Raw genomic sequence first — 17,995 nt, forward strand, 5'->3', positions numbered from 1 at the left:
CGAGGCGGTCCCGGGCCCGTGCATCAGCGAACTGACGTACGGGACCGGGGGACCGCCTCGGCGGCGGTCCGGATCGTCGGGGCACCTTCCCCGGGGACGCGGATTGTGAGGAGACAAGTGAATACGTTGATGACAGGATTGTTGGGAAGGAAGGAGGTGCCAGGTGAATACCGGTCCTCAGAATGATTGGTTCGAGAAGGATTTCTATAAGACCCTCGGCGTCTCCAAAGATGCTTCCGACGCCGAGATCAAGAAGGCCTATCGCAAACTCGCGCGCAAGTATCACCCGGATGCCAACCCCGGTGATGCGAAGGCCGAGGAGAAGTTCAAGGAGATCGGACAGGCGCATCAGGTGCTGTCCGACAAGGAGTCCCGCGCCCAGTACGATCAGGTTCGCGCCATGGGCGGCGGAGCCCGCTTCAGCGCCGGTTCGGGAGGACCCGGCGGTGCTGCCGGCGGCGGATTCGAGGACGTGTTCTCCGACCTCTTCGGAGGCGGCGGAAGGACGCGGACCCGCACCACCTACGGCGGCGGGGGAGACGTGCCCCCGGACCTCGCCGATCTGCTCGGCGGATTCGGCGGCGGATTCGGTGGCGGGTATTCGCCACCGGTCAAGGGCGGCGACATCAAGTCGAGCACGACCCTGTCTTTCACCGAGGCGATCGACGGTGCCTCGGTGAAACTGAATATGCCCGGCGGCAAACCGCTGACCGTGCGCACGCCGATCGGCGTCAAGGACGGACAGAAGATCCGTCTGGCCGGCAAGGGCAAGGCCAGTCCGAACGGCGGCGAACCCGGCGATGTGATCCTGACCGTGCATGTGAAGCCGCACCCGGTCTTCACCCGGGACGGCGACAATCTGCGCATGGACCTGCCGGTCAGCTTCGATGAGGCGGCCCTCGGTGCCGAGGTCAAGGTCCCGACCCTGGGCGGAATGCCGGTCAAGGTCAAGGTCGCCCCGGGTACGCCCTCGGGCCGGACCCTGCGGGTGCGCGGTAAGGGTGTGAAGACGAAGAAAGGCACCGGCGATCTGCTGGCGACGGTCGAGATCGTGGCGCCGAAGAATCTGTCCAAGGAGGCCAAGGCGGCGGTCGAGGCATTCAAATCCGCGACCGAGGGGGAGGATCCCCGCGATGGTCTGCTGGACAAGGCAAAGGCCAGTTGAGGTGGTGAAGCACAATGCACATTTCATCGAGTGCGGCGGTGTATGTCATCTCGGTGGCTGCGGATCTGGCGGGAATGCACCCGCAGACTCTGCGCCAGTATGACCGCCTGGGGCTAGTCACTCCGGAACGCACTGCGGGACGGGGACGACGGTATTCCGGCAAGGACATCGCCAAGCTCCGGCTGATCCAGCAGCTGTCCCAGGATGAGGGCGTCAACCTCGTCGGGATCAAGAAGATCATCGACCTGCAGAACGAGGTCGATGCGCTCAAGAGCCGCAACGAAGAACTCGAAGCCGAGGTGCGTTCGAGGATGTCGGCGCAGGAACGCGAGGCACGCGTCTTCGCTGCCGGCACCGACGGCGGAGACGTCGTCTCGATCTCCCGCGGGCGTCGCCCACAGGGTCGCCCTGAACCGGGAGCCCTGGTGCTGTACAACCGGTACCGCCGCGGCTGAGTTGAACGGCACGATTGAGCCGAACGGCGAGGTCGGGTCGGAGCGCAATAGCGAACGGCAGCCATGAACGCCGAGGCGGAGCGCGTACCCCATTGTGGGTGCGCGCTCCGCCTTTCGAATGTGCACCTGATTGTGACTTTCAACTTCGCAGATTGGTGCAGATGTCGTGCGACACTGACTTCTGTGAACGAGAAAGAGAAGGTTCGACAGGTCGCCGACAGTGCCGATTCGGCGGCTCAGGAAGCCGCGGACAGCCAGTGGTTCGAAAGAGTCGCCCGTGCGGGTTTCATTGCCAACGGACTGGTCCACGCCATCCTCGGGGCGACCGCTGTGACGATCGGACTGGGCCAGGGCGGAGGCGAGGCCGATCAGGCGGGAGCCATCGGGCAGATCGCTTCGCAGCCCTTCGGCATGGTGCTGATCATCATCTGCTTCCTCGGCTGTGCGCTCATGGCGCTGTGGTGCCTGATCAATGCGTTCTTCGGTTCGGCCTCGCTGCGCGGCGCTGGAACGAAGGATCCGCAGCAGAAGCAGGGCCGGAAGCAGTGGACCGGCTTCCTCACCATGGTCGGCTCCGCCATCGCCTACCTGGTGGTCGCCGCGACATTCGCGCAGTTCGTCTTCGGCGGGGGAGCGGACTCGGGCAAGTCGAGCTCACAGGCTTCGACGACCGTGGCGAAGGCGCCGGGCGGACTGTATATCCTCATGGCCGCCGGCGCCGTGATTGCGATCATCGGCATCGTGTTCTGTATCAATGGTCAGCGACGGAAATGGAAAGAGGAGCTGCGTCGTCCGCAGAGCGCGATCATTCGCTTCCTCGTCGGATTCACCGGCGTCGTCGGGTACCTGGGCAAGGGCGCAACGCTGCTGTCAGTGGGCATCCTCATCGTGGTGTCCGCGACGACCGGTGATCCGGAGGAGTTCACCGGAATCGACGGCGCGCTCAAGGGCATGCGCGACCAGCCGTTCGGGCCGTATCTGCTGTTGGCGGTGGGTCTCGGCCTGGTCCTCTACGGAGGCTTCCTCGCCTTGCGTTCGAGGTACGACCGCATGGAATGAGCTGTCGTCCGCCGGGCTGCAGATGTTGGCCGCGGATATTTGGCTGTAGAGAGACGAAGAAGGGCGCGAACCCACATTGGGTTCGCGCCCTTCTTCATCTCACGCCCGGCTCAGTCGAGCTCGGACGATCAGTCAGGTCAGTCGCTATCAGATCTCAGCGGGATCCTGGGCGACCTTCTTGCGACGCATGGTCATAGCGACTGCGGCTCCACCGATGAGGAGGAGGCCCGCGCCGCCGACGAGGCCGGTCAGCTCGGTACCGGTGCGAGGCAGGTCGCCGCCGTTGCCGGCATCTCCGTTGTCGCCATCGTCGTTTCCGCCTTCATTTCCGTCGCCGCCACCGGCATTCGGATCCTCTTCGACCGAGAAGTCACCGGTCAGTTCGTCATCGCCGCAGGTGACGGTCACATCGTAGTCGCCGATGTAGGCCGAGGCATTGGACGCGCTGGTTCCGTAGACGTTGACGTTGGCCTTGCCTTCGTCGTCAGCCTGAACGGTCTTGTCGAAGGCGGTGACGCTCGACTCGCCCTTGGGGGTGACGAGGAAGCGAACGTCTTCACCGGGCTCGCAGTTCTCGACGGCGAGGGTGACGCCCTTGTCTTCCTTGACGAAGTCAGCGGGGGTGATCGACTCGGGGGAGACGGTCAGCTTGGCTTCTTCAGCAGGAGCGGTGGGCTCTTCTGTCTCGTCTTCGGTGATGGTGAAGTCCTGAGCCGGGGAGTTGGTCTCGGTCTCCTGGTCGACGCCCCAGACGGAGTAGTCGCCGGCCGGAAGTGCTTCGTCGCCCTCGAACTTCAGGGTGGCGGAGATCTTTCCTTCGTCGTCGGCTTCGACCTCCTTGGTCGCGAACGGCGACGTCGCGTTGCCGCCGACGACGGTGACCTTGCCGTTCGGGGTGAAGCCCTCGCCGGTGACCTCGATGCCGTTCTCGTTGAATTCGCTCTGCGAGATCTTGTCGGTGTTGAGCGAGACCTTCGGGTCGACTTCGGGCGCCTCGGGCTCGTCGGTGTCATCGACGACGTTGAAGCTCAGCCCGTCGTAGGTGCGCTGCTCACCGTCGCGAGTGATCGTGACGGAGAAATCAACCGTACCGTTTTCGATGTCCTCGGCAGGCTGAGTGGAGTAGATGTTGTATTCGAAGGTATCGCCCTCAGCAGTTCCGGCTTCGCCGGTGAGCGAATCCGAGATCTTGTCTCCGGCCTCAAGGCCGGTGATCGTGACGACGATTCCCTTGTCCTTGTTGGCGAGATCCTCGGCGGTGATCTCCTTGGGGGAGGTCGTCACCTCTGCCTCGATAGCCTGCGCATCAGCCTTAGGTGATTCAGGTGCAGTGCTTTCCTGGGCGTCGCCGGAGTTCTTGACGACAGAGTGCGAGTAGTTGACCGAGCCGGGGGCAGCGATGACTGGGGATGCGGCCAGGCCGGTGATGGCGATGGCCACTGCGGGAGCGAGGGCGAGCTTCTTCATGTATTTCCTTAGAAAATGACAGCTGGGTGTGAATTATTACGAATGTAACAGTAATGCAACATTCACCACACGCATAGTTGTGGTCGTTTTGTTCAGCACTGACTTCGGCCCCGTCACAGAGTTCATTTTCCATTCACCTGGAAGCACCGATTCGTCTCGGACGGCAGAACAGACGAAGGGGCGGCTCAGTGTGTGCTGAGCCGCCCCTTCGTCTGTCGTTCCAGGCTGACCGCCTGGCTCGGATCAGAAGCTCGTCGGAGTCTGTCCGAACTTGTTCTTGCGGCCGGTCAGTGCGATCGCAGCACCACCGACGAGGAGGAGCAGGGCTCCCGTCGTCAGTCCGCCGAGGTCGGCACCGGTACGCGGCAGCTGGCTGCCGTCGTCTCCGCCGTTTCCGGCATTTCCGTTGTCGCCGCCGTCAGATCCGCCGCCATTGGCGCCACCGGTGACTGTGAAGGAGTCTTTCATGGTGTCGTCACCGCAGGTCGCGGTTGCGGTGTAAGCACCGACGTAGGCCGAGACATCCGACGAGGTGCCGAAGACGTTGACCGAGGCATTGCCTTCGTCATCAGCCGTGACGGTGTTCTCGTACGCCGTGACGTTGATGCCCTTCGGGTTGACCTCGAAGTGGACATCCGCACCGGGCTCGCAGTTCTCGACGGCGAGGGTGACGCCCTTGTTCTCATTGGCGAAGTCCGCGGCCTCGATCTTCTTCGGGGAGACCGTGAAGGATGCATCGGCGGGAGCTTCGGTCTCACCGTCGTCCCCGTCGACGCTGCCATCCTTGCCATCGTCATTGCCGTCTTCGTTGCCGTCGTCCCCGTCATCGTCTCCGTCTTCGGCGACAACGTTGATGTTGCCCTCGAGGGTCTCCGACTCGGTGCCTTCACGGTCGATGGTGACGGTGAACGGAACCTTGCCGACCTCGAGGTTGTCGGGGTTGCCCTCGTACCAGAGGTTGAGCTCGTAGTCACCGTCGGCTTCTGCCGTCTCGGTCTCTCCGGTGAGGGAGTCCGTGATCTTGTCACCCTTCTTGACACCGGAGACAGTGACCGTCACGCCCTTTTCCCTGTTGGCGAGATCCTCGGCAGTGATCTCCTTCGGATCAACCTTGAGTGAGGCATCGATCGGTTCAACAGCGTCGTCTTCGGTGATGGTGAAGTCCTGAGCCGGAGAGTTGGTCTCGGCCTCCTGATCGACGCCCCAGACGGAGTAGTCGCCGGCCGGAAGCGGTTCGTCGCCCTCGAACTTCAGGGTTGTTGCGGAGATCTTTCCTTCGGCGTCTGCTGTGACTTCCTGGGTTGCGAAGGGCGAGGTCGCGGTGCCGCCGACGACGGTGACCTTGCCGTTCGGGGTGAAGCCCTCGCCGGTGACCGTGATGCCGTTCTCGTCGAAGCGGCTCTGCGAGATCTCGGTGGTGCTGAGCGAGACCTTCGGGTCGACCTCGGGAGCCTCGGGGTCTTCGGCCAGCGGGACCACGCTGGTTTCGGTTGCCGGTGCCGTGCCTTCACGCTGTACCTGCACTGCGAAGGACACCGACTCCTGGGTGACTTCATTGGCTGAGCGCAGCTTCATCGTCGCGGTCGAGCCCTGAGCGGTCGTGGCCGGGCCGGTCAGTCCGGACTTCGCCGAGACCTTGTCGCCCTTCTCCAGGCCGGTGACCTTGACGGTCACGCCTTCCTCGGCGAGCTCTTCGGCCGTGACCTCACCCGAGGTTACCTGCACCGAGGCGTTGATCGGGTTGGCCTCGTCCTCGGACTTGTCGTCGTCCTTGGCGTCTTTGTTCTCGTCCTTGGGGGCAGGAGCGGGCTTCGGGTCGACCTTCTTCGGCGGCTTCTCGGCGTCGTCCTTCTTGTCCGCCTTGTCCTCAGCGGCCTTCTTCTTTTCGTCCGCCTTCTTCTCAGCGGCGGCCTTCTTGGCTGCCTCAGCCTTTTCCTTGGCCTTCTTTTCAGCGGCCGCCTTCTCTGCCGCTGCCTTCTTCTCGGCTTCAGCCTTCTCAGCCGCGGCCTTCTTGGCCTCTTCCTTCTTCTTGGCTTCGGCCTTTTCGGCTTCTGTCTTCTTCTGCTCGGCAGTCTGCGTGGACGACGACTGGGCGGACGTCGATTCCGCGGCAGCGACCGGGCTGGCGACAAGACCGGTGAACGCTAGCGCGACTGCCGGCGCGAGGATGATCTTCTTCATTGGAGTGCCTTCAATCTCAGTTGCGAGGGGTGTGATACGGCACTCATCCTAGGTTCTAAGGGTTTTCCAAACTATTTCTGTACGTTTTGTTCAGGCTTAAAAGGGCTCATCGTAATTGAGAGTGTAGAACCGGTCTGAAGCCACCGGACTCGAGCAGACACCTGGCGATGTAGTGGGTGATGTTACGGAACCCCAAAGCAGACCCGCGCAGATGTTCAAGCCTGCCGTTGATCGCTTCAGTCGGACCATTGGACGTTCCCGGTCGGGTGAAGAACGCCAGCACATCGGCAGCTCGGCGCTTCAGAGTCCGTCCCAACCGTTTGAGCTCGACCAGCTCTGTCGGCAGATTCGTCGTCAGTGCGTCGATGACCGTTCTCAAGAGCTTCTTGCCCTCGTTGCGGTCGGCGGTTCGGTAGGCGTTGACTATGTCTTGGTAAACAGCCCAGGTGACTTCGACTTCGGTGAAACTCGAATCGGCGAACAGGCCTGCGATCCTCTCCTGCTGCTTGGTCGTGAGCAGATCAGCGCCTGTGTGCAGAGTCCTCCTCGCTCGATACAAGGGGTCTTTCGCTCGTCCACGATGACCAGTGGTCTCCTGCTGAATACGACGACGAACATCATCGAGAGCATCACCGGCGAGCTTGACGACATGGAAGGGGTCCATGACTTCGACCGCATCGGGCAGTTCCTCGACCGAGGCTGTTTTGAAGCCGGAGAATCCGTCCATCGCGACGACGTCGATGCCATCACGCCAGTCCTTCGGACGGGCTTTCAACCACTGCTTGAACACCTGCTTCGACCGTCCGGGCATCATGTCGAGCAGACGTGCTGGGCCTGTTGCCTGGCTGATCGGGGTGAGGTCGATGATGACGGTGACGTACTTGTCGCCACGCCGAGTGTGCCGCCATACGTGCTCGTCGACACCAATGACGCTGACCCCGTCGAAACGCGTCGGGTCGTTGATCAACAACCGCTTACCTTCAGCGAGGATTGCGGAGTTCGCGGTGTGCCAGGACACGGCGAGTTTGCGTGCGATCACGGACACGGTGTCGTGGTCGATGACGAGGGCACGCAGCGCCCAGTCGAGGCCGGTTCGAGAGATCTTCGCTCGTGGGGGCGCCGCAGCAGTGGTGTCTTGACGCCATACGCGGTCGCACTCGACGCATTTGTAGCGGCGGAGGCGAATATGAAGCGTGGTCGGTCGGTGGCCGAAGGGTTCGTGGGCGAGACGGCGGACGACGGTATCGCGAACGATCCCGTGGCCACCACACCGTCGGCACCAGTCATCGGCAGTGTTGGGCCGGCATTCCAGGATGGCTTTGTGTCCGGTGATGTGTTGGCCGGTGCAGGTGAGGTCGAGGGTGTCGAGTCGGCAGAATGTCGTGAGGTCAGGGGTTGAGAAAGTAGGCTTGGCCACGTCGAGGTCTTTCGGATGGGTTGTGTGAGAACTTCCATCATCGGAAGACCTCGACATCTATCCGGGTAGCGACTCGCCGTGTCCTGGAATCACCGTTCTACACTCTCGTTTACGATGAGCCCTTAAAAGCGGTAACACTTAGGTGAATTCCATTAGCCGTTTCGTGACCTACTCATCGGTAAATGAATGACTGTCACGGCCGCCTCGGCGAAGGGCGGCATCGGCCGCGTGATCTCAGCGGTTCCGAGCTAGACCGGCCACGCCTCGGCGCGGATCTGCTTGCGCTGTTCGACGGTTGGCACACGCACGGTCAGGGCCGAGGGATTGACCTCCATCTCGAGGTACGACGACTGCCCCAGCGGATCCCCGTCGAGCTGAATATCGACGTCGTCACCGGCTTCGATGACGACCTTGCGGCACTTCCGGATATTCGTGTGCAGTCCGCGTGAAGCCCGGCGGCCGGCGATCGATGCGAGGACGCCGACCCATTGGCCGAGGTTCTTCGGGCTGACGATGAGCACGTCGAGCATGCCGTCGTCGATGACCGCCTGCGGCAGCAGCTGGATGCCGCCCTGCAGGCGGCCGCAATTGCCGCCGAGGACCGAACGCACCCTCGCCGAGATCCGATATTCATCGTCGAACGTGACTTTTACATGACTGGGTTTGCCCGTGAGCTTCCGTGATCCTGCTTCGACGTAGGCGAGCCATCCGAGGCGGGACTTGAGGTCGTCGCTGGTGTCGGCCATGACTGCGGCATCGAAGCCGAGCCCGGTCATCACTGTGAAGATTTCGGTGTCGCCGTCCGGATCGGTCTTGGCCATCCCCACGTCGATCTCGCGATTGCGCCCCCACAGGGCGATCCGCAGCGCCCACTCCGTCTTGTCGAGGACGAGGTCGATATTGCGGGCGAGCAGGTTCCCCGTTCCCAGCGGCACGATCCCCATCGGGGTCGATGTTCCCGCCAGCGCCGAGGCGACAGCGCGGATGGTCCCGTCACCGCCGGCGGCGATGACGACGTCGACCCCCTCGTCGAGGGCACGGGTGGCGGCTCCCTCACCCGAGTCGTCGACGGTGGTCTCGAGTACGAGCGGAGGGCTCCATCCCTCGAAACGGCAGATCGCGTCGGCGGTGGAGGCCAGCCGGCGCACATCGGTCTTCGTGGGGTTGACGATGAGGGCGGCGCGATAGCGGGCCGAATCGCTGACCTCACCGTCGGAGAGGTTCGCCGGATGGGTGAGGTGTCGGGCCGCGCTGAGGCTGCGGCGCAGACCGGAGCGTCGGCCGAGGAGGAACGCGGCCGCGAGCACGACGAGGGCGCAGACGACGATGACCCAGGTCATCAGGGGATCCAACGCGATGGTCATGTCCCAAATCTACCGTGTCGGTCTCCGGGTCTCACCGAGGGTCGCTCCCGTGGACATGCGGGCCCCGCCCCGACGTGCGGGCCCGGCGTCGGCCCGGCGTGGAATGTCGAAAACAGGCCCGGGCCGTTAAGCTGAGAGGGTGATCGATCTAGCGCTTCTCAGAGACAACCCGGCCCTGTTCAAGGCATCGCAGGAGGCTCGCGGGGAATCCGTCGAGCTCATCGACGAGGTCCTCGCGGCCGACTCCGCGCGACGTGCTGCCATCACCGCCTACGAGGACGCTCGCGCGGACCAGAAGTCGTTCTCCTCCCAGATCGCGAAGGCGCCGAAGGAGGACAAGCCCGCACTCATCGCAGAGGGCAAGCAGAAGTCCGAGGCCGTGAAGTCCCTGTCGGCCGAGTCCGAGGAAGCGAGCTTCGCCTTCGACCAGATCGTGTCGAAGGTCCCGAACCTCATCATCGACGGCGTTCCTGCAGGCGGCGAAGAGAACTTCGTGACCCTCAAGACCGTCGGCGAGCCCCGCGACTTCACCCCCGACGGCTTCGAACCGCTCGACCACCTCGAGATCGGGGAGAAGCTGGGGGCCATCGACACCGCTCGCGGCACGAAGGTCTCCGGCTCCCGCTTCCACTACCTCACCGGGTTCGGGGCGAAGCTCGAGATGGCCTTGCTCAATCTTGCCCGCGATGTCGCCGAGGAGGCCGGCTTCAGCCCCACCATCACCCCGACGCTGGTCCGGCCCGAGGTCATGCGCGGCACCGGGTTCCTCGGCGAGCACGCCGATGAGATCTACCGCCTCGAAGCCGACGACCTGTTCCTCGTCGGCACCTCCGAGGTGCCCCTGGCCGGATTCCACATGGACGAGATCATCGACCTGAGCGATGGGCCTCTGCGCTATGCGGGCATCTCCTCGTGCTACCGCCGGGAGGCCGGCTCCTACGGCAAGGACACCCGCGGCATCATCCGCGTCCACCAGTTCCAGAAGGTCGAGATGTTCTCCTACGTCTCGGTCGAGGACGCTGAGGCCGAGCACGAGCGGATGCTGAGCCTGCAGGAGAAGATGCTGGGCCTGTGCGAGCTGCCCTACCGGGTCATCGACACCGCGGCCGGCGACCTCGGCGATTCGGCCGCCCGCAAGTTCGACTGCGAGGCCTGGGTGCCGACGCAGGGCACCTACCGCGAGCTGACCTCGACGTCGAACTGCACGACGTTCCAGGCCCGCCGCCTGCAGATCCGTGAGCGCCACGAAGGAGCGACCCGTCCGGTCGCCACCCTCAACGGCACCATGGCCAACACCCGCTGGCTGGTGCCGATCCTCGAGAACCACCAGCAGGCCGACGGCTCGGTCACCGTGCCCGCGGCGCTGCGGCCCTACCTCGGCGGCATGACCGCACAGGGACCGGAGGGTCCGCGCTACTGAGCGCAGGCGATAACGAAACAGACACCGCAAGCTCAAGTTGGGAGACACATTGGCCCCTCACCTCATCGCACTCGACGTCGACGGCACGATCGTCGGCTACGACGGATCACTGTCGGAGTCGGTGAGGCAAGTGCTCGATCGGCTCGCCGAGGACGGGCACCATCTCGTGATCTCCACCGGCCGTGCCCTGCCCGGTGCCCTCGAGGTCGTGCACGCCCTGGGCCTCAAGCACGGATTCGTCGTGTGCTCGAACGGCTCCGTCGTCGTCCGCCTCGACCCCGAGCAGCCGCTGGGCTGGGAGCTGCACCATGTGGTCTCCTTCGACCCCCGGGATGCGCTGGAAAAGATGCACGAGGCACTGCCGAGCGCGCTCTTCCTCGTCGAGGACCCCGACCTGCACCGGTGGGCGTCCGGCGAGTTCCCTGCCGGTGAGCTCGCCGAGTCCGACACCCTCGACATCGTCGACTTCGAGCAGCTGCTGACGAAGCGGGCCACACGCATCGTCATGCGCGAGGTCAATGGGACGGCCGAGGAGTTCGCCGCCGCCGTCGACCGGCTCGGGCTCCACGAAGTCAGCTATTCGGTGGGGTGGAGCAACTGGCTCGACATCGCCCCCGACGGGACTTCGAAGGCCAGCGGCCTGGAACTCGTGGCCGCCGAACTCGGCATCGACCGCGAGCACACGGTGGGCGCCGGCGACGGCCTCAACGACCTCGAGATGATCGAATGGGTCGGCCACTCGATCGTCATGGGCCAGGCGAAGGACGAGCTCAAGGCCCTGGCCACCGTGATCACCGGTCGGATCGAGGACGACGGCCTGGCCACGGCGCTGGTCGATCGCTTCGACCTCGACCGCGCCCTCCTCGGGGCCGTGGGCACCACCGACACCCGCCCCTGAGCGGCAGTTCCCGGGACGGCCTCCTCGGCGGCCGCCGCTGGGGCGGCCCCTGAACAGAGGCTCCCGAGTCAGCGGCGGGCGTCGAGGACCGCGTCGAGGTAGCGGGCGACCCCGTCCTCGTCGACCTCCTCGGTGACGGCGGCGGCGATCGCCTTGACCGAACCCAGGGCATTGCCCATGGCGACCCCGTGCCCGGCCCACGACAGCATCTCTATGTCATTGGGCATATCGCCGAACGCCATGACCTGCGACCGGGCCACGCCGAGGTGGTCGCACAGGTCCGACAGCGTCTTGGCCTTCGTGATTCCGGCCGGGGCGAGCTCGACGAGCCCGTTGTCCGGTTCGGAGAACGAGGCATGGCAGGTGCCCTCGACGAGCGGGTCGACGAGGTCGTGCATCGCCTGCGAATCGCTCGTGTCCAGCCGTACGAGCACCTTGACGACCTCGTGGCCGTGCAGCTGGGAGACATCGTCGATGATGCGGGCCTCGCGCGGTCGGTGAGCGACGAACTCGCGGTCGATGAATCCCCCGGTGAGCGTCTCATAGGCGAATCGGGCCTCCGGGTGGGCGGCCATGATCGCCGAGGTGATCTCGGACAGAGTGTCGGTTTCGATGCTGTGGGCTTCGACGACCGAATCGGAGGCGATGTCGTAGACGACGGCGCCGTTGAGGCAGACGACCCGGCCGAGGTCGGGGATCTGCTCGGCGATCGGGGCGAGCCAGCGGATCGGCCGGCCGGTGACGGGAACGAAGGGGATGCCCGCATCCTGGCAGCGATGGATCGCATCGATCGTGGCCGTTGAGATCGGCTGCCAGTCGAGCAGCAGCGTCCCGTCGATGTCGCTGGCCACGAGGCCGAGTGAGAAGTCGTCGGGAGGCAGGCGGTCAATGGAGATGGGAGGTGTCATGGTCGCTCCAGCCTAGCGAGATTCTGCCGCGCCCGCTCCAGCAGCTCCTCGGCGTCGGAGATGAAGCGCTCGGTCGCCTGTGCACTCGAGCCGATCGGCTTACCGGCCGGGACCTCGCTGCGCGCCATGGAAGCAGCCAGCACCGCCTCGGCGACCTTCGATGATGCCTTCGTCAGCAGCTCGGGGGCATCTCCGACGGCCTGCCGTGCGGGCCCCGGGACGATCTGCCCGGTCACGGGGTGGGTCCGGTGCAGTGCAGCGGTGATGTCGTCGACGACGGGCACGAGGGAATTGAGCCGGTGGGTGCCGTCGACGATGACGTCGATCGGGTCGTGTTCGGCAGTCCCGTCCGTCGGGTCAACGGCCGTGCCCTCCGTCTCGTCACGCGCCGAGGCGGCCGCGGACTCGGCCGTATCACCGGAGGTGCGGGCCTCGTGGAGGGCGAGAGCCGTGGTGTAGTAGCGGTCGACGGCGCGGAGGAAGCGGTCGTGGTTGTGCCGCCACAGACCGGTGCCGAAGCGCTGATCGTCGGTGCCGGCCTCGGATCCGCTGCGGCCCGCGCCGCGGCCGACCCTGCGTCGCAGGCGGTCGAAGAAGCCGCTCACAGATAGTTGCCGGTGCCGCTGTCGTCTCGCTCCGATGCCGATTTCTGGCTCGACTGGGATTCGGCCCCGGGCGGGGGCACGACCGCTCCGGGCGGCAGCTGACCGGAACCGGCCAGCTGCTGGGCCATCGCCTGCTGGGCCATGATGGCTGTCTGGATGCCGTGGAAGAGGCCTTCGAGCCAGCCGACGAGCTGGGCCTGCGCGATGCGCAGCTCCGAAGTCGTGGGCGGGCCGTCCTGCGAGTCGAAGGGCAGATCGAGGCGTTCGAGCTCGTCGATGAGCTCGGCCGACAGGCCCTCTTCGAGCTCTTCGATGGAGCGACGGTGGATCTCCGCGAGCCGCTCGCGCCCCTTCTCGTCGAGCTCGGTGCTGCGGACCTCTTCGAGCAGCTGCTTGACCATCGTGCCGATGCGCATCACCTTCGCCGGTGACGAGATGTCGGCCTCCCGGTCCTCGGACCGGGCCAGACCGCCTTCGACGCGGCTCTCATCTGGGGTCTCGGTCATGCGTTCTCACCAACCTCTGCGACGACGAGCAGGACCTTGCCGATGTTCTCGCCCTCTTCCAGCGCCCGATGGGCGCCGGCCGCGTCGGCCAACGGCAGGGTCTCGTGGATGATGGGGCGGATGTCGCCGGAGATCACGCCTGGCCAGACGTGTTGGCCCACATCGGCGATGATGGCGATCTTCTGCTCCTTCGGCCGTGCCCGCAGGGTCGTGCCGGAGACGGATTTGCGCGACTGCATGAGCCAGCCGAGGTTGATCTCCGTCTTCGTCCCGCCCTGCATGCCGATGATGACGAGCCGACCGTCGGCGGCCAGTGCCTTGATGTTGCGTTCGAGGTACTTCGCGCCGATGATGTCGAGGATGACATCGGCTCCGGTCCCGCGGTCGTCATGGACGCAGATCTCGTGGACTCGGGCGACGAAGTCCTCTTCGCGGTAGTTGATGACGGCGTCGGCGCCGAGTTCGCGGCAGAATTCGGCCTTGCGCTCGGACCCGACGGTGACGGCGATCTTCACGCCGAGGTGGCGTGCGATCTGGATCGCGGCCGTGCCGATTCCCGATCCGCCGCCGTGGACGAGCAGCCATTCGCCTGCCGTGACTCGCCCGCGGCCGACGATGTTCGACCACACGGTGGCGAGCACCTCGGGCAGAGCGGCGGCCTCGGTGAGGTCGAGGCCATCGGGCACGGGCAGGAGCTGACCGGCCGGGACGGGAACGTACTCGGCGTAGCCTCCGCCGGACAGCAGGGCCGCGACCCGGTCGCCGACCGACCACCCGGTGACCTCTGCGCCGAGCTCGTCGATCACGCCGGAGACCTCGAGGCCGGGGATAGTCGTGGCTCCGGCCGGGGGATCGTAGAAGCCCTGGCGCTGCAGCAGATCGGCCCGATTGACGCCTGCGGCATGGACGCGGACGAGGACCTCGTCGGCGGCGATGTCGGGCGTCGGCTCATCGGTGACCTGCAGAACTTCGGGTTCACCTGGGGAGGAGATCGTGATTGCTCGCATGCCCCCACTCTAATGGCTGAGGTGATCGCGGGGGCAGGGGCGGACTCGGGCGGGACAGGCGTTCACTTCTGCTGTTCTGTGAGCTCTGCGTCCGCTCTGTCGGACTCCGGCGGCTCCTTCGCCGCGCGACGCATCGATGCGATCCCTTCGATCGAGACGAGGATGCTCGATCCGATGATGACGATGTCGATGGCCAGAAGCAGCCAGTCCGGGTCGGCCGGGTCGGCGAACGAGACGAGCTGCTCGATCGCAGCCCAGAACGAGAGGACGAAGACGAAGGCCAGAGGGATCAGAGCCGGCCAGGGGTTCCGACGCTTGCGGATGAGGACCACGGCGATGACGATCAGCGTGAGCGCGGCCAGCAGCTGGTTCGTGGTGCCGAACAACGGCCAGATGCGCATGCCGCCCTCTCCGCTCATTCCCTGTGAGAAGGTCAGGCCGCCGCCGAGGACCAGCACCACGACAGTGGCAGGGACCTTCGACAGCCGGATGTTCATGTTTCCGGAGATCTCTTGGACGACATAGCGCATGAGCCGGACCACCGTATCGAGCGTGGTCGCGGCGAACAGCACCGCCATCGTCGCCAAGACGGTTGCGCTCAGCGCTGCGGGCAATCCGATCCCGGTCTCGAGCAGCCTGCCGCCTCCTTCGACGAACGACTGGACCCCGGCGTCGCCGAACTTGCTGTAGACCTCTTCCCACTCGGCGACAGTGCGGTAGCCGCCTGCGATCGCGAGGATGGACCCCAGCGCCAACATGCCCTCTCCGACGGCGCCGAAATATCCGACGAATCGTGCATCGGTCTCCGAGTTGAGCTGTTTGGCGGTGGTTCCGGATGCGATGACACCGTGGAAGCCCGAGATGGCACCGCACGCGATCGTGACGAACAGAAGGGGGAGGATGCTCGGCGTGCCCGCGGGCAGATCGGTGTTGATGGCGGGAGCGACCAGCTCGTGTCCGCTGCTGAAGAAGGCAGAGGCGATGACGGCGCCGTAGAGGAGGATGAGGGCGATGAAGAGCTGGACGCCGTTGATGTAGTCGCGGGGCTGCAGGAGCACCCAGACGGGCAGTACGGAAGCGATTCCGCAGTAGACGAGCAGGACGATGATCCACAGGGCCGTAGGTTCGAGCCCGAGGAACGAGTCCGGCATCGACACCGGGAACCGGTCGCCGACGAGGATGAGCGCATAGAGGGCGGCGACTCCGACGACCGTGACGGGGATGAGGGGCCACCGCAGCTTGTAGATTGCCACACCGACGAGCAGTGCCACGCCGATGGCGCCCCAGGAGGGGATGACCGCGGAGGGCAGCGCGACGAGCAGGTCGGTGATGACGACGGAGAACGCGGCGATGACCATGAACCCGAGAATGAAGATCACCAGGAGGAAGAGCGCGGCTCCGCGTTTGCCGATGTAGCGAGCAGACAGTGCTGCAATGGTCTGTCCCCTGTTCCTCGTCGAGGCCCACAGGGAGCCGAGGTCATGCATTCCGGCGAAGAAGATCGTGCCGATGGTGACCCAGAGGAATGCCGGCAGCCACCCCCAGATCATGGCGATGGCAGGTCCCACGATGGGAGCGGCTCCTGCCACGGAGGTGAAGTGGTGCCCCCAGAGGATGAATCTGTTGGTGGGAACGTAGTCGACGTTGTCGCGCAGTTCATGCGCGGGAGTCGTGAATGCACCGTCGAGCCGGTAGACCCGTCTGGACAGATACTTCGAGTAGAACAGGTACCCGAATGCGAAGATCGCGACTCCGAGCAGGAGAAGCAGTACGGGACTCATCGTTGAATTCCTTTCGGCGACTGGACGAAGTCGTCGTCCTCACCCGGCTGCAGGTGAGTTCTGACCCGGTCAGGATTTGTTGGCTTCTTCGTCGAATCTTAGCAAGCGTTCCACTCCCTGGATCCATGTTCGCCTCCGACAGCGTCCGGTTCCCGGTGGCCGACCACAGTTCCGCCGCGGTGCTGGTCGGGAATGCAGGCAGTGGTCGCAATCGGATACCTCTGGCGAGCAGAAGCATCCGATTGCGACCACTGTTCGGGCACGGCCGCGTGTCCGCGGTGCCCGGGGCCCGGTCGCAGCAAGACTGCCCCACCGCGCGGCTGCGCGAAGACCGGGCAGCCGTGAGCCTGTGCGAAGACCGCCCCGCCGCGCGGTTACGCGAAGAGGCGGAACATCGGCGAATTCTGGTGGACGCGCTCGACCTCGATCGAGGAGGCCTCCATCCGCTCGAGCAGGTTCGGCAGATCCTCGGCGTAGCCGAGCTGGATGCCGACGAACGCGGGCCCGGTCTCACGGTCGGAGCGTTTGACGTACTCGAACATCGCGATGTCGTCCTCGGGGCCGAGGACCTCGTTGAGGAAACGGCGCAGGGCACCGGGCTCCTGCGGGAAGTCGACGATGAAGTAGTGCTTGAGGCCTTCGTGGACCAGGGAGCGTTCGAGGATCTCCGGGTAGCGGGAGATGTCGTTGTTGCCTCCCGAGACGAGGCAGACGACGGTGGAACCGGGTTCGATGGTGATCGCCTTGCCCGATTCCGGACCGCCGATGCCGGCCGAGGCCAGGGCCCCGGAGGGTTCGGCGATGATGCCGTCGACCTGGTACATGTCGAGCATCTCCGTGGCCACCGCGCCCTCGGCGACGGGACGGATGTCGAGGCCGAGTTCGGACACGACCTCGAAGGTCATGGCACCGGCGCGCTTGACCGCGGTGCCGTCGGCGAAGCGGTCGATGTTCTCCAGAGTCACGGGGTGGCCGGTCTTGAGCGCGGCGATCATCGAGGCGGCTCCGGCGGGTTCGGCACCGATGATCTTCGTGTTCGGCATGCGCTCGGCCGCGTAGGCGGCGATGCCGGCGATGACTCCGCCGCCGCCGACGGGCACGATGATGTAGTCCGGGTCGGTCTCGAGCTGCGCATGGATCTCGGCGGCCACGGTGCCCTGACCGGCGATCGTGCGACGGTCGTCGAAGGCCGAGACCAGCAGCGCGTCATTGCGTTCGGCGAAGCGATAGGCCAACGCGGAGGCATCGTCGTAGGTGGAGCCGGCGATCTCGATGGTCACCTGCTCACCGCCGAAGTGGCGGACCCGTTCGATCTTCTGCTTCGGGGTGGTCTTGGGGACGAAGATCGTGCCCCGGATGCCGAGCTCCTTGCAGGCGCGGGCGAAGCCCTGCGCGTGGTTGCCCGCCGAGGCGCACACGACTCCGCGTGCCCGCTCGTCCGGATCGAGCTGGAGCATGAAGTTGAACGCCCCGCGGATCTTGTAGGAGCGGACCATCTGCAGATCCTCGCGCTTGAGGTAGATGGTCGAACCGGTCGCGGCCGTCAGCCGCTCGCAGATCTGAAGTGGTGACAGGATGACGGAATCGGAGATGCGCGACGCGGCCGCCTCGACCTCGTCGGCGAGTGTGAGCTTCTGGGATGTCATGTCTGTTTCAACCACCAGACCATTGTGCGCCTTCTGTCTTGCCATATGGCAACTCGTATCGAAATGAGGACAGCGATGGCCTCGGATCAGCCCCGATCCGAGGCGACCTGACGAGG

15 protein-coding genes are annotated in these 17,995 nt (G+C 65.0%); 5 read left to right on the forward strand and 10 right to left on the reverse strand.

Going from position 1 to position 17,995, the window contains the following annotated elements; translation table 11 throughout:
* Window positions 1–163 precede the first annotated feature (163 nt).
* The 3 genes from IG171_RS18430 (at window position 164) to IG171_RS18440 (ending at window position 2,679) form a co-directional block, all read left to right on the forward strand.
* Window positions 164–1,165 (forward strand): DnaJ C-terminal domain-containing protein, encoded by a 1,002-nt coding sequence (locus tag IG171_RS18430; RefSeq protein WP_212128791.1) that lies wholly within the window; start codon window positions 164–166, stop codon window positions 1,163–1,165.
* Between the two features lie 14 nt (window positions 1,166–1,179).
* Window positions 1,180–1,620: a helix-turn-helix transcriptional regulator gene (locus IG171_RS18435; RefSeq protein ID WP_212128793.1), complete on the forward strand. Its 441-nt coding sequence runs from the start codon at window positions 1,180–1,182 to the stop codon at window positions 1,618–1,620.
* Window positions 1,621–1,803: 183 nt separating this feature from the next.
* Window positions 1,804–2,679 (forward strand): DUF1206 domain-containing protein, encoded by an 876-nt coding sequence (locus IG171_RS18440; RefSeq protein ID WP_212128795.1) that lies wholly within the window; start codon window positions 1,804–1,806, stop codon window positions 2,677–2,679.
* Window positions 2,680–2,826: 147 nt separating this feature from the next.
* On the opposite strand, the gene IG171_RS18445 is transcribed toward IG171_RS18440, so the two are convergent.
* From IG171_RS18445 to IG171_RS18460, 4 genes are all read right to left on the reverse strand, one after another.
* On the reverse strand, window positions 2,827–4,146 hold the full coding sequence (locus tag IG171_RS18445) for a lipoprotein 17-related variable surface protein (RefSeq protein WP_249203825.1): 1,320 nt from the start codon (window positions 4,144–4,146) through the stop codon (window positions 2,827–2,829).
* Between the two features lie 243 nt (window positions 4,147–4,389).
* Entirely contained in the window at window positions 4,390–6,327 is a 1,938-nt protein-coding gene (locus IG171_RS18450) for a hypothetical protein (RefSeq protein WP_212128797.1), read from the reverse strand.
* Between the two features lie 106 nt (window positions 6,328–6,433).
* A complete protein-coding gene (locus IG171_RS18455; RefSeq protein ID WP_212127363.1) occupies window positions 6,434–7,744 on the reverse strand; it encodes an ISL3 family transposase in 1,311 nt (436 codons plus the stop codon).
* Between the two features lie 248 nt (window positions 7,745–7,992).
* Window positions 7,993–9,108, reverse strand: coding sequence for a diacylglycerol kinase family protein (locus tag IG171_RS18460; RefSeq protein ID WP_249203826.1), 1,116 nt, complete (start codon window positions 9,106–9,108; stop codon window positions 7,993–7,995).
* Between the two features lie 139 nt (window positions 9,109–9,247).
* Here IG171_RS18460 and serS point away from each other — a divergent pair, with 139 nt between their 5' ends.
* Both serS and IG171_RS18470 read left to right on the forward strand, forming a co-directional pair.
* On the forward strand, window positions 9,248–10,528 hold the full coding sequence (gene serS / locus IG171_RS18465) for a serine--tRNA ligase (protein WP_212128799.1): 1,281 nt from the start codon (window positions 9,248–9,250) through the stop codon (window positions 10,526–10,528).
* 49 nt (window positions 10,529–10,577) lie between these two features.
* On the forward strand, window positions 10,578–11,426 hold the full coding sequence (locus tag IG171_RS18470; protein ID WP_212128801.1) for an HAD family hydrolase: 849 nt from the start codon (window positions 10,578–10,580) through the stop codon (window positions 11,424–11,426).
* Window positions 11,427–11,494: 68 nt separating this feature from the next.
* On the opposite strand, the gene IG171_RS18475 is transcribed toward IG171_RS18470, so the two are convergent.
* The 6 genes from IG171_RS18475 to ilvA all read right to left on the reverse strand — a co-directional run bounded on the left by IG171_RS18475 (window position 11,495) and on the right by ilvA (window position 17,879).
* Complete coding sequence (locus IG171_RS18475) at window positions 11,495–12,334, reverse strand: HAD family hydrolase (protein WP_212128803.1); 840 nt, start codon at window positions 12,332–12,334, stop codon at window positions 11,495–11,497.
* The gene (locus tag IG171_RS18480; RefSeq protein WP_249203828.1) at window positions 12,331–12,939 is read right to left on the reverse strand and encodes a hypothetical protein; all 609 of its coding nucleotides are present in this window, start codon (window positions 12,937–12,939) and stop codon (window positions 12,331–12,333) included. The genes IG171_RS18475 and IG171_RS18480 overlap by 4 nt, the downstream gene beginning before the upstream one ends.
* A complete protein-coding gene (locus IG171_RS18485; protein ID WP_212128805.1) occupies window positions 12,936–13,445 on the reverse strand; it encodes a proteasome activator in 510 nt (169 codons plus the stop codon). Before IG171_RS18485 ends, IG171_RS18480 begins: the two co-directional genes overlap by 4 nt.
* Window positions 13,442–14,452, reverse strand: coding sequence for an NAD(P)H-quinone oxidoreductase (locus IG171_RS18490; protein WP_212128807.1), 1,011 nt, complete (start codon window positions 14,450–14,452; stop codon window positions 13,442–13,444). The genes IG171_RS18485 and IG171_RS18490 overlap by 4 nt, the downstream gene beginning before the upstream one ends.
* Before the next feature lie 62 nt (window positions 14,453–14,514).
* Window positions 14,515–16,233 carry a carbon starvation protein A gene (locus IG171_RS18495; RefSeq protein WP_212128808.1) on the reverse strand — a complete coding sequence of 573 codons (1,719 nt, stop codon included), beginning with the start codon at window positions 16,231–16,233 and terminating at the stop codon, window positions 14,515–14,517.
* A gap of 374 nt (window positions 16,234–16,607) precedes the next feature.
* Window positions 16,608–17,879 carry a threonine ammonia-lyase IlvA gene (ilvA, locus tag IG171_RS18500; protein ID WP_212131789.1) on the reverse strand — a complete coding sequence of 424 codons (1,272 nt, stop codon included), beginning with the start codon at window positions 17,877–17,879 and terminating at the stop codon, window positions 16,608–16,610.
* Between the last annotated feature and the right edge of the window lie 116 nt (window positions 17,880–17,995).

Origin of the sequence: Brevibacterium sp. SMBL_HHYL_HB1 (genome assembly GCF_018208375.1) — a bacterium.
Classification (GTDB): domain Bacteria; phylum Actinomycetota; class Actinomycetes; order Actinomycetales; family Brevibacteriaceae; genus Brevibacterium; species Brevibacterium intestinavium.